9 protein-coding genes and 1 pseudogene are annotated in these 11,265 nt (G+C 68.8%); 4 read left to right on the top strand and 6 right to left on the bottom strand.

Annotation, left to right across the window (positions count from 1 at the left end):
* Positions 1 to 217: 217 nt before the first annotated feature.
* Both OHA25_RS29640 and OHA25_RS29645 read left to right on the top strand, forming a co-directional pair.
* Positions 218 to 895, top strand: coding sequence for an LptM family lipoprotein (locus OHA25_RS29640; protein ID WP_327590722.1), 678 nt, complete (start codon positions 218 to 220; stop codon positions 893 to 895).
* A 10-nt stretch (positions 896 to 905) separates the two neighbouring features.
* Complete coding sequence (locus OHA25_RS29645) at positions 906 to 3,899, top strand: AAA family ATPase (RefSeq protein WP_327590723.1); 2,994 nt, start codon at positions 906 to 908, stop codon at positions 3,897 to 3,899.
* A 25-nt stretch (positions 3,900 to 3,924) separates the two neighbouring features.
* Here OHA25_RS29645 and OHA25_RS29650 read toward each other — a convergent pair whose 3' ends face one another.
* A complete protein-coding gene (locus OHA25_RS29650) occupies positions 3,925 to 5,097 on the bottom strand; it encodes a TerC/Alx family metal homeostasis membrane protein (protein WP_327590724.1) in 1,173 nt (390 codons plus the stop codon).
* A 316-nt stretch (positions 5,098 to 5,413) separates the two neighbouring features.
* Between OHA25_RS29650 and glnII the strand changes: the two genes are divergently transcribed.
* Complete coding sequence (gene glnII, locus OHA25_RS29655) at positions 5,414 to 6,433, top strand: glutamine synthetase (protein ID WP_327590725.1); 1,020 nt, start codon at positions 5,414 to 5,416, stop codon at positions 6,431 to 6,433.
* A gap of 46 nt (positions 6,434 to 6,479) precedes the next feature.
* On the opposite strand, the gene OHA25_RS29660 is transcribed toward glnII, so the two are convergent.
* The 5 genes from OHA25_RS29660 to OHA25_RS29680 all read right to left on the bottom strand — a co-directional run bounded on the left by OHA25_RS29660 (position 6,480) and on the right by OHA25_RS29680 (position 10,796).
* The gene (locus tag OHA25_RS29660; protein ID WP_327590726.1) at positions 6,480 to 8,018 is read right to left on the bottom strand and encodes an aldehyde dehydrogenase family protein; all 1,539 of its coding nucleotides are present in this window, start codon (positions 8,016 to 8,018) and stop codon (positions 6,480 to 6,482) included.
* A 60-nt stretch (positions 8,019 to 8,078) separates the two neighbouring features.
* Positions 8,079 to 8,951: a UTP--glucose-1-phosphate uridylyltransferase gene (locus OHA25_RS29665; RefSeq protein ID WP_327590727.1), complete on the bottom strand. Its 873-nt coding sequence runs from the start codon at positions 8,949 to 8,951 to the stop codon at positions 8,079 to 8,081.
* Positions 8,952 to 8,995: 44 nt separating this feature from the next.
* Positions 8,996 to 9,859, bottom strand: a complete 864-nt coding sequence (locus OHA25_RS29670; RefSeq protein WP_327590728.1) for an aminoglycoside phosphotransferase family protein — start codon at positions 9,857 to 9,859, stop codon at positions 8,996 to 8,998.
* Positions 9,860 to 9,953: 94 nt separating this feature from the next.
* Positions 9,954 to 10,220: a dsRBD fold-containing protein gene (locus OHA25_RS29675; RefSeq protein WP_327591062.1), complete on the bottom strand. Its 267-nt coding sequence runs from the start codon at positions 10,218 to 10,220 to the stop codon at positions 9,954 to 9,956.
* Between the two features lie 30 nt (positions 10,221 to 10,250).
* On the bottom strand, positions 10,251 to 10,796 hold the full coding sequence (locus OHA25_RS29680; protein ID WP_327590729.1) for a cupin domain-containing protein: 546 nt from the start codon (positions 10,794 to 10,796) through the stop codon (positions 10,251 to 10,253).
* Positions 10,797 to 10,895: 99 nt separating this feature from the next.
* Here OHA25_RS29680 and OHA25_RS61515 point away from each other — a divergent pair.
* Positions 10,896 to 11,228 (top strand): annotated as a pseudogene (locus OHA25_RS61515) (PhoD-like phosphatase N-terminal domain-containing protein); the annotation flags it as partial.
* Positions 11,229 to 11,265: the final 37 nt, after the last annotated feature.

The raw sequence follows: 11,265 nt of genomic DNA on the forward strand, positions 1-11,265 counted from the left end.
CTACTTCCTGAGTTGAACCAATGGGGGTTGCATGAACGTTGTACGGGTCCGCGAGCCATGGAGCGAGGACCGCACGACGTGCGGCTTTTGATCTGTAACAAGTAAAGCCAACCCTCGGCCAAGATTTGGTCAAGATTTCTCAGCCTGCAAGGGGCTCATTCCGCCTGAAAGCGGGCACAACAACTCCGTTGGTCCGTAAATGCGGAGGTAAGCCCTGGTGAAAAAGACACGGGCTTTGATCGCGCTCCTAGCCGCGATCTTCATGCTGTCGGCGTGCGGGCAGCCGGAATTCACCTATGTCCGGGACCGGACGGGCACCACGTACTTCAAGGTGCCGGCCTCGTTCACGCAGCTCAACGCCAGCGCCATCGAGATGTATCTGTCCGGCGACCATCCCCACTCACAGGCGGCGCAGCTGCGGGCGCAGCGGGTCTGGTCGACGGCCTTCGACCAGTCCACGGAACCGTCGGTCGACCACATCCTGGGCTCGGCGGATCCTTTCGTCTACGCCACCGTGCACCAGCTGACCGAGGAGCAGCGGGACGCGATCTCGCTCAACAGGCTGCGCGACTTCGTCCTGCCGGTCACCGAGCAGGTGCGCGAGGCCTATCTCCAGCAGTCGATCGCGACCGGCCAGCCGCCGACCCTCAACAACTTCGAGCTTCTCAACGACGAGGTCCTGACCCTGGACGCCGGCGCCCGGGGCGTCCGGGTCCGCTTCAACTACCAGATCGGCAACGACGTCCAGACGTTCGACCACACCGCCATTCTCGACGAGAAGGGTTCCACGGTCTCCGTCATGCTCATCGGCTGCCAGTCGCTCTGCTTCAGGAAGCGCGCCGGCGAGTTCGACAAGATCGCGAGTTCTTTCAAGCTGCTCCGGCTGCCTGGATGAGGGAGCACCATTGACCACGACCATTCACCATGAAGGGCTGCGTGCCCCCGGCAGCGGGCCTTCCGATCCCGAATCCGTGACCAGGAAGAAAATGCAGTTCTGGGATCGGAGCAAGTTCCTCATCGTTCTGGTGGCGGCCTATCTCATCCTCACCTGGAAGGTGATGGCCGACTACGAGGGCGTCGTCACCTTCCCTGAGGCGGCGCGGGCCATCGCGCAGGAATACCAGTGGATCTTCTGGTTGCTCGGCGCGGAGGTCATCCGCCAGCTGCACTTCTTCATCAGCGAGCGCTGGTCGGCCTACCACCGCTTCTGGAGCCAGAAGGTCTTCGGCGGCTTCGACCGCTGGACGCACCGCCGCTTCGACGATTGGACGCGTTACCGGCTCTCGCGGGCACTGAAGATCACTTTCTTTGTCGTGCTGATCGCCCTGGTGCTGGGGGCGGTGCTGGACATCAGCCCGTTCCAGGCGCTGTTCCAGGTGCCCGCGCTGATCTGGCAGGCGCTGCCGTTCTTCCTGCAGATCGTTTTCCTGTTCTTCTTCGTCATCATCCAGTTCGTGGGCCTGTTCTGGTTCCTGTCCAGGGGCGGCGTCGAGACCTACTTCCCCGACGACATCAAGACCCGCTTCCACGACGTGTGGGGGCAGGACCACGTGGTCGAGCGCGTCAGGGAGAACATCGTCTTCCTGGAGCGGCCCGACGAGATCGAGAAGCGCGGCGGGTACGTCCCCAGCGGCCTGCTGCTCTGGGGGCCGCCGGGCACCGGCAAGACCCTCATGGCCGAGGCCGTGGCCGGTGAGACCGGCAAGCCGTACGTGTTCGTGGATCCGGGTGCGTTCACGAACATGTTCATGGGCATCGGCATCCTCAAGGTGAAGAGCCTGTTCAGGAAGCTGCGCAAGCTGGCCCTCCGGTACGGCGGCGTGATCGTCTTCTTCGACGAGGCCGACTCGCTCGGCAAGCGCGGCCGGCTCGCCCAGCAGGGCCCGAACGTGCCGGGCGGCGGCTTCTCCGGGCTGTCCGGGTACGCCGGCTGCCACGGGCTCAACTACCTGTCCGAGGAGACCCGCCAGGTGCTGGCCTTCCGCGCCCGGCGCGAGGAAGAGGAGCCGGGCCGGCGTAACCGCTTCATGATGGGCGGCGGCATGATGGGCAGCGGCGACCCCGGCACGCTGCAGGCGCTGCTCACCGAGCTGTCCGGGCTCAAGAAACCGCGCGGGTTCTTCAACCGGCTCGTCAGGCGGCTACTCGGGATGCGCCCCAAGCCGCCGCCCAAATACCGCATCCTCGTCATGATGGCCACGAACCGGCCCGACGCGCTGGACGAGGCGCTGCTGCGGCCGGGCCGCATCGACCGCATCTACAAGGTCGGCTACCCGTCCAAGGCCGGGCGGGTGCGCACCTACCAGGGCTACTTCGACAAGGTCGACCACGAGCTCACCCCCGAGCAGGTCGACAAGCTGGCCACGATCACTCCGTACGCCACCGGCGCCACGATCAAGGACCTGGTCAACGAGTCGCTGATCACCGCCATCAGGGACGGGCGCGAGATCATCACCTGGTCGGACGTGCTGCGCGCCAAGCGGCTCAAGCAGCTCGGCCCGCCCGAGGACGTCGAGTACATCGAGCGCGAGCGGCACGCCGTGGCCGTGCACGAGGCCTGCCACGCCGTTGTGGCGTACGTGACCCGCTTCCACCTCGAGATCGACATCGCCACCATCGAGAAGGGCGCCGACTACCTGGGCATGGTCGCCTCGATCAAGCCCGAGGACCAGTTCACCCGGTGGAAGTCGGAGCACGAGGCCGACATCATGGTCTCGCTGGCGTCGCTGGCCGGGGAGCGGATGTTCTTCGGCGAGGACAACTCCTCCGGCGTGTCCGGCGACCTGTTCTCCGCGACCTACCTCACCGCGATGATGGAGTCGTACTGGGGCATGGGCTCGGGCGTCACCTCGCTGCCCGCGCTCCAGGAGCTGGAGATCATGGGTGGCAAGGCCGTGCGCAAGCCCCTCCCCGGCGGCGGCTCGATCGGCATCACCGAAAGGGAGCCGAGCAAAAAGGAGCCCGACCTCACCCCCGACGTGCTGGGGGAGCGGATCGAGTTCAACCTGGTGCGGCTGCTGGAGAAGACCGGGGAGCTGCTGCAGGAGCACCGCAGGGACGTGCTCTGCGTGGCACACGCACTGGAGACGCACAAGACGCTCAACGGCGACGACGTGGTGGCGATCATCCGGCGGGAGCCGGGGCCGCTCATCGACGGCACGATCTACGCTTCCGACGAGCTCTACCAGGAGCTGGAGGAATACCACCGCGACGCGGCCAGGGCGCACAAGGAGCACAGCCGCATCGATCGCGACCTGCCCGGGGCCGTCGAGCGGGAGGCCGAGCCCATGCCGGTCGCCCTCGGCGGGCACGGCGTCACGGTCATCCCGCCGGCGCCTCCGTCCTCGCCGCCGGTCACGACCATCCAGCCGCCGGTGATCGCGCCGCCGGCCGCGACCGCGCCCGGCTACCGGATCGCCGGCGACGCCGCCCAGGCCTCCGCCGCCGATCAGGTCGATCGGCCGGAGTTCGTGCCGTGGGCGCCCGAGTCGGCCTCGGCGCCCCCACCGGTGCCCGTCATGGTCCAGCCGGCCGCCGCGCCACCGCCACCGCGGCGGCGGAGCCCTGGCCGGGTCTGGCTGGTCATCGCCAGCCTGCTCGGGCTCGTCGCGCTGTCCGCCATCGCCGCGCTGGCGGTGACGGGCGCCAACGGGGCGGGCTCCTCCCTGGTGGCCTCGCCGGGCCTGCTGTTCCTGCTGTTCGTCGTGATCGTCGCGGTGATCGTGGGTGCCGGCCTCGCACTGGTGGCGATCAAGGGGGTACGCGCGGCGCAGGCCAAGGCCGAACGCGAGCGCGACGAGGCCCACGCCCGGGCCCAGCTCCTGGCCGCGGCCATGGACCCGGACACCGCCATGCGGCTGCTCGGCTACGACGGCAACGGGCGCGACGGCCGTACCTGAGGGGTGGCGCACGACCGGCGCGGGCTCAGCGCCGGTCGTGCTCCTCGTGGACCCTGCGCAGCAGCGCCATCAGCTTCTCCTCTTCGCGGATGCGCCTGCGATATTTCTCCGGCAGCTTCTTGAGCTGCTCCTCCTCGTGGCACAGCTTCCCGAACAGCTCCTCGCGCAGCTGCGGGTCGTGCTCGACCTCCAGGTACGCCTGGGCGTGCCGCCGTGCCGCCGAGACGGCGTTCTGCGCCCGGCCCTTCGCGCTGGTCAGCGAGGCGATCACGGTGATCACCAGCACACCCACGATCACCGACAGGGACAGGCCGGTGCTGATCTCGGTGACCGGCACGGGCTGGCCGTCGTTGATGAACGGCACGTTGTTCTCGTGCAGCGCGTGCAGGACGAGCTTGACCCCGATGAAGCCCAGGATGGCGGCCAGGCCGATGGCGAGGTAGATCAGCCGGTCGAGCAGGTCGTCGAGGAGGAAGTAGAGCTGCCGCAGCCCCAGCAGGGAGAACGCGGTGGCGGTGAAGACGATGTAGATGTTCTGGGTGAGGCCGAAGATGGCCGGGATGGAGTCGAGGGCGAACATGATGTCCGTCCCACCGATGGCGATCATGACGAGCACCATCGGGGTCATGACCCGCTTGCCGTCCTGGACGGTGAACAGGCGGTCCCCGTCGTAGACCTCGGTGGCCGCGAAGAGCCTGCGGGCCAGGCGGACCATGACGTTGTCGGTGTCGTGGCTCTCCTCGCTTTCCGGCTTGAGCAGGTTTCCGGCCGTGACCAGCAGGATCAGGCCGAAAACGTAGAACGCCCAGGCGAAGGTGTTGATCAGCGCCGCGCCGATCAGGATGAACCCGGTCCTGGCCAGCAGCGAGAACACGATGCCGAACAGCAGCGCCTTCTGCTGGTTGGCCCGCGGCACCTTGAAGCTGGACATGATGACGAGGAACACGAAGAGGTTGTCGACCGACAGCGCCTTCTCCGTGATGTAGCCGGCGAAATACTCCGTTCCCGGATCGGGGCCACCGAAGATCCACACGCCGACGCCGAACGCCAGGGCGATGCCGATGTACAGCGCCGACCAGATCGTGGCCTCGCGCAGCGAGGGGACGTGCGCACGGCGGACGTGGAAGACGAAGTCGAACAGCAGCAGCCCGACGATCCCCGCGATCGTCAGCCACCACACCAGCGGCGAGACGCCCATCAGACGCGCACCCCGCAAGACAGAACGTGCATGAGCAAACCCCTCGATGATCGTACGGTGAGGCGAACCCGATACGTATGACCCGCGCCTTACGGGTTATGCGTCGGCTCGTCCGGCCCGCCCTCGTGTGCGCCCTGCTCACCGGCCGGCGCTACAGGATGCGAAGGGGACCAATCGTGACGGCTTCATGACGGGCGCAGGCGTTTGGCTTGGTAAAACTTGTGCTGATTAACACGGCGTTCACATGCGGGCAAAAATGGGGAAACGGCTGTCCATAAGACTCGGCGTGGCTGGAAGGAACCCTGAAAGGACCGCCGTGAGCTACAAGGCTGAGTACATCTGGATCGACGGCACCGAGCCCACGGCTCTGCTGCGCTCGAAGACCAAGATCCTTGCCGATGGGGCCGAGCCTCCGGTCTGGGGCTTCGACGGCTCCAGCACCAACCAGGCTGAAGGGCACTCGTCGGACCGCGTGCTCCGCCCGGTGTTCGTCTGTCCCGACCCGATCCGCGGCGGGGACAACGTCCTCGTCCTGTCCGAGGTCGAGGAGATCAACGGGGACCCGCACGTCAGCAACACCCGCGCCCTGCTGCGCCCGATCGCCGAGCAGTTCGCCGACCAGGAGTCCTGGTTCGGCATCGAGCAGGAATACACCTTCTTCAAGGGCAGCCGTCCGCTCGGCTTCCCCGAGGGTGGTTTCCCTGCCCCGCAGGGCCCCTACTACTGCGGTGTCGGCGCCGACGCCATCTTCGGCCGCGAGATCGTCGAGCTCCACCTCGACCGCTGCCTCGCCGCCGGCCTGGCGATCTCCGGCATCAACGCCGAGGTCATGCCCGGCCAGTGGGAGTTCCAGGTCGGCCCGGCGGGCCCCGTCGAGGTCTCCGACCACATGTGGATCGCCCGCTACCTGCTCTACAGGACGGCCGAGGAGTTCGGCGTCGAGGCCACCCTCGACCCCAAGCCCGCCCGCGGCGACTGGAACGGCGCCGGCGCGCACACCAACTTCTCCACCAAGGCCATGCGCGAGGGCTACGACGCCATCGTCGCCGCCTGCGAGTCGCTCGGCGAGGGTGACAAGCCGATGGAGCACATCTCGCAGTACGGCTCCGGCGTCGAGTCCCGCCTCACCGGTGCCCACGAGACCGCCCCGTGGAACAAGTACAGCTACGGCGTCTCCAACCGTGGTGCGTCGGTGCGTATCCCGTGGCAGGTCGAGGTCGAGAAGAAGGGCTACATCGAGGACCGTCGCCCGAACGCCAACATGGACCCGTACGTCGTCACCCGCCTGCTGGTGAACACCGTCTGCGCGGCCCTGGAGAAGAAGGGCCTGGTCTGACCTTCCTCGTGAAACGGGGCCCCCGGATGGGGGCCCCGTTTTCCGTTCACGGGAGGCGGAACTCGAGGTCGGGAACGATCTCCGCGACATCCATCTGTGCCTTCTGCAGCCGGCCCGAGTGGTCCCAGTTCATGGCCTGCCAGCGGGTGAACTGGTCGAGCACCCACACGCCGGACTGGCGGCTGCCGTTGCCGGACTTGCCGTTGCCGCCGAAGGGCAGGTGCGCCTCCGCTCCCGAGGTGGAGTTGTTGACGCTGACCATGCCGGCCGAGATGCCCTCGCGGAAGCGGAAGGCGCTCTTCGGGTTCGTGGTGTAGATCGAGCTCGACAGGCCGTAGCCGGGCAGGTTGGCCAGCTCGACGGCCTCGTCGAGAGTCGCGAACGTGGTCACGCCCACGATCGGGCCGAACGTCTCCTCCATGAAGAGGCGGTCGCCGGGCTTGACGCCGTCCACGACGACCGGGTGGTAGTAGAGGCCGCCCTCACCGTCGAAGTCGCCGCGCGGGTTGTCCTTGGTGATTTTTCCGGTATTTCCGGACACGACCCTGTGGTGGGGCCGGATCCAGGTCAGATACTCCTCGTACCGGTCGGCGAACTTCTGGTCCAGCAGCGGACCGGCCAGCACGTCCTGCGCGGGGTCGCCGATCCTGGCCTCGCCCACCGCCCGCGCGAACCGTTCGACGAACGCGTCGTGCACGCTCTCGTGCACGATGACCGTGCCGAGGCTGGTGCAGCGCTGGCCGGCGGTGCCGAAGCCCGAGAACAACGCGCCCTCGACAGCCAGGTCCAGGTCGGCGTCCGGCATGATCACCATCGGGTTCTTGCCGCCCAGCTCCAGGCAGGCCGACTGCAGGTGCCGCCCGGTCAGCTCGCCGATCTTCCTGCCCACCTCGCTGGAGCCGGTGAACCCGACCTTGTTGACGCTGCTCTCCTCCAGGGCCAGCTCCAGACCGCGGAAGGTCTCCGCGCCGTCGGCGAAGACGACGTTCAGCACGCCGTCGGGCAGCCCGGCCGCCACGAAGAGCTGGAACATCGCGTGCGCGGAGGCGGCGGCGTATTCGGCGGGCTTCCAGACGACGGCGTTGCCGCACAGCAGGGCCGGGACCAGATACCACGACGGCACCGCCACGGGGAAGTTGCCCGCGGTGACGACCGCCGCCACACCCACCGGGTTGCGGAAGGTGAAGAGGTTTTTGTCCGGCATCTCCGACGGCACCGTCTGCCCATAGAGCCTGCGGCCCTCGCCGAGGAAGAAGTCGCACGTGTCCACGATCTCCCGCACCTCGCCGAGCGCCTCGGCGTACGGCTTGCCGATCTCCTCGGTGACCAGCCGGGCCAGCCGCTCGGTGTTGGCCTCGACCAGCCGCCCGATGGAGGCGATCACCCGGCCGCGCACCGGGGCGGGCACCCTGGCCCACTCGCGCTGGGCCTCCTTGGCGGTGCGGCAGGCGGCGGCGAACGTGCCGGCGTCGGCCATGCCGACCCGGGCCACGACCTCGCGCGGCCGGGCGGGGTTGGTGGATTCGTACGTGCTCGTGGCGGCGGCTTCCTTGCCACCCACGAGGGAAACGATTTGTCGGCTCACCGGGGCCCTCCTCATAGGTTCTGCGGACAGACAATCATCCCGCCGCAAGAATCCCAACTTTCAGCCGCTCTCCTGAGCCAGCCTACGCAGCTCCGGGCCGTAGGCCGGATCGGCGAGGGCCGCGGCGAACTGGGCCTTGAGGTAGTTGAGCGGCGAGCCCGTGTCCCACCAGGTGCCGTCGATGACCTGCCCGTACACCGGGTGGGCGGCGGCGTGGCGGTCCAGCGCGTCGGTGAGGTAGATCTCGCCCTCGGGGTTCTCGTGCCACTTACGCGTGGCGGCCTCCAGCTCCTCCACGACGCCGGGGGTGACGACATAGCCGCCGATGGCGGCGTACCGGGACGGGGCCCGCTCCGGCGACGGCTTCTCCACCAGGCCGGAGATCCGCAACCGGCCACCGCCCAGGTCCTCCTCGACGACGGGCACGCCGTAGCGGGAGGCGTCCTCGACCGCCATCGGCATCAGGGCCAGGACGGGGGCCTTCGTGGCCTCGTACGCGCTCTTGAGCTGCTTGGCCCGCGGCACCTCGGCCACGAAAACGTCGTCGGCCCAGAGCACCATGAACGGCTCGTCGCCGATGACGCGGGCGGCGTTGAGCACGGGTGTGCCGTTGCCGTAGGGGCCGTTCTGGTACAGGTAGGTGATGTGCGCCAATGACGACAGCTCCGCCACCGCGTCGGCCAGGTCGTCCTTGCCGTCGGCGCGCAGCTGCAGCTCCAGGTCGGCGTCCGGGGCGAAGTGCCGCTGCACCAGGTCCTTGCGGGCCGAGGTGACGATGGTGATCTCGTCGATGCCGGAGTCCACGAGCTCCCGGATGGTGTGCTCGATGACGGGTTTGTCGCCGATCGGCAGCATCTCCTTCGGCAGGGCCTTCGTCAGCGGCAGCAGCCGGGTGCCCAGGCCGGCCACCGGGATCACGGCTTTGCGGACCATGCGACTCTCCTTGATCGAGCGACGGGGAGAGTGCCGACGTTACCTCAGGCACATTCCATGATCACCGCCTGGATCGTGTGCCGTGCGTTGGACGCCATCGCGTGGTTCGTGTGCTGGTAGTAGTCCAGCTGGCCGACCGCCATGGACAGCGCCCAGCCACGGCCCCGCGCCCAGGTGCCGTCGTCCACGTCCAGCCCGGCGCGGAAGACGTCTCTGGCGTCCGGGGTGAGCAGGTTCCACGCGGGGATCAGGTCGCAGGCCGGGTCGCCCACGCCGGCCGTGGCGAAGTCGATCACGCCGGTGAGCCGGCCGTTCTCGACGAGCAGGTTGCCGGGCATCAGGTCGGAGTGCGTCCACACGGGCGGGCCCGGCCACTCCGGCGAGCGTGCCGCCGCGTCCCAGATCGCCGTCGCCGCCGCCGTGTCGATCAGCCCGTCCAGCTCGCCGATCGCGTGCCGGGTCGCCTTGTCCAGCCGGCTGAGCGGCCCCGCCCGGTACGCTCTCGGCCCGTCCGGCAGATCCACCTGCCGGAAGGCGGCCACGAACGCCCCCAGATCCTTGGCGAGAGGCTCGTCCCCGGTCTCGGGGTTGGCGCCGGGCAGCCATCGGCACACCGACCACGGCCAGGGGAAGCCCTCACCGGGCACACCCGCGCCGAGCACCTCCGGAATGGCGAGCGGCAGCAGCGGGGCCAGCCGCGGCAGCCACAGATGCTCCTTCTCCACGTCGCCGACGCCCCACTCGACGATCGGCAGGCGTACGGACAGGTCGTCGCCGAGGCGGTAGACGGCGTTGACCGTGCCCGGCGAGGGGAAGCGCTCGATCGGCAGGTCCGACCACTGGGGGAACTGCGCGGCCAGCAACCGGCGCACGAGGGTCTCGTCGGTCTCCACCTCGTCGTCATGCATTTTGCCCATGGACCGCCATACCAGCGTTTCGGCAGGCGGCCCGTCAACTCGATATTCGCCGACCCGGCGGGGCGGACCGGCGACAGGAACGTGCTCACCAAGAGCGGCTCGAGGTGGGGGAGTCGGCAGAGCTCGCGATGTCCCGCTGGGTGATGACCGCGAGCCGCTCGGCCAGGTCGGCCAGGGCGCGCGCGGCCGCCAGCTCGTCCCCGATCTCGGGCACCGCCGGGTCGGACGGGTTGCGCCTGGCACGGCCGTTGCCCGTGACGACGGTGTCGTCGATGGTGAGCGCCGCCCGCGCCGCCGTGTCGTCGCCGTCCTCGGTCAGCAGGATGCGCACGTTCCATTCCTTTGCTTTCATGGCCACACGCGCTTCCCTTCGACCCCCCGGTTATGCGGTGAAGTCGGCAAAATCGAAGCCCGGCGACACGATGCAGCTCACCAGCACGGGCTCGTCGCCGGCCGGCCGGGCCGACTGCCACACCCCGCCGGGCACGATCGCCTGCGGCGCCTGGCCGACCTCCACGTCCGGCCCCAGTGTGACCGTGGCGTCGCCGATCGTCAGGTTGAGCGGGCCGCCGCGGTGCCACAACCACACCTCGTCCGACCTGACCATGTGCGGGACGGACTCCTCGCCCGGGTTGAGCAGGAAGTAGATGCCGGTGGCGCTCGCTCGCGGCCCGGAGTAGCCGTCCGGGTGGAACGTCACGGGCGACCTCCACGTCTCGCGGAACCAGCCGCCCTCCGGGTGGGGGAGGAGGTCGAGGGCGGCGGCGACGGGCGGTCGCTCGAGGAACGCGACCGGGGCGCCGGTGACGTCCCTGCGCAGGAACCGGGTGCCGTCGAGGACGAGCTGCCCCTCCAGCGGACTGGCCAAGGCCGCGGCCTCGTCGGGCACCTGGACGGACGGGCCGTCGGGATAGATCTTCAACTCCACCTGACGCATTTTAGGTCGGATATTTCTGGGGTCGGGCGGCCGGTTCTGCCCTTGCGCATTTACCCCCGGGCCATCCGATCAACAACGAGGCGATGACAGATGAAAGCGGATCAACGGCGCAACCTGCTGGACAGTCGCGCCTCCCGGCGTCAGGTGCTCACCTACGCCACGGGCGTGGCCGGGGTCATCGCGCTGGGCCAGGTGCCGAGCGGGGCGACCGACCCCGTGCCCGCTTTATCCGCCAACCCTTTCACGCTGGGCGTCTCCTCCGGCGACCCGCGCCCGGACGGCGTGGTGTTATGGACCAGGCTCGCCACCCAGCCGCTGGCCGACGACGGGATGGGCGGCATGCCGCGGACGCCGGTGCCGGTCCGGTGGGAGGTCGCCGAGGACGACGGCATGCGGCGCGTGGTGCGCAAGGGCGTCGCCACCGCCCGCCCCGAGCTCGCCCACGCCGTCCACGTCGAGG

The sequence above is a fragment of the Nonomuraea sp. NBC_00507 genome (assembly GCF_036013525.1).
In the GTDB taxonomy this organism is placed as follows: Bacteria; Actinomycetota; Actinomycetes; order Streptosporangiales; family Streptosporangiaceae; genus Nonomuraea.

Coding starts and splice junctions, on each gene's coding strand:
- OHA25_RS29650 (WP_327590724.1), bottom strand. CDS start 5,097: ATGGGCGTCTCGCCGCTGGTGTGGTGGCTGACGATCGCGGGGATCGTC.
- OHA25_RS29675 (WP_327591062.1), bottom strand. CDS start 10,220: ATGAAAGCAAAGGAATGGAACGTGCGCATCCTGCTGACCGAGGACGGC.
- OHA25_RS29665 (WP_327590727.1), bottom strand. CDS start 8,951: ATGGTCCGCAAAGCCGTGATCCCGGTGGCCGGCCTGGGCACCCGGCTG.
- OHA25_RS29670 (WP_327590728.1), bottom strand. CDS start 9,859: ATGCATGACGACGAGGTGGAGACCGACGAGACCCTCGTGCGCCGGTTG.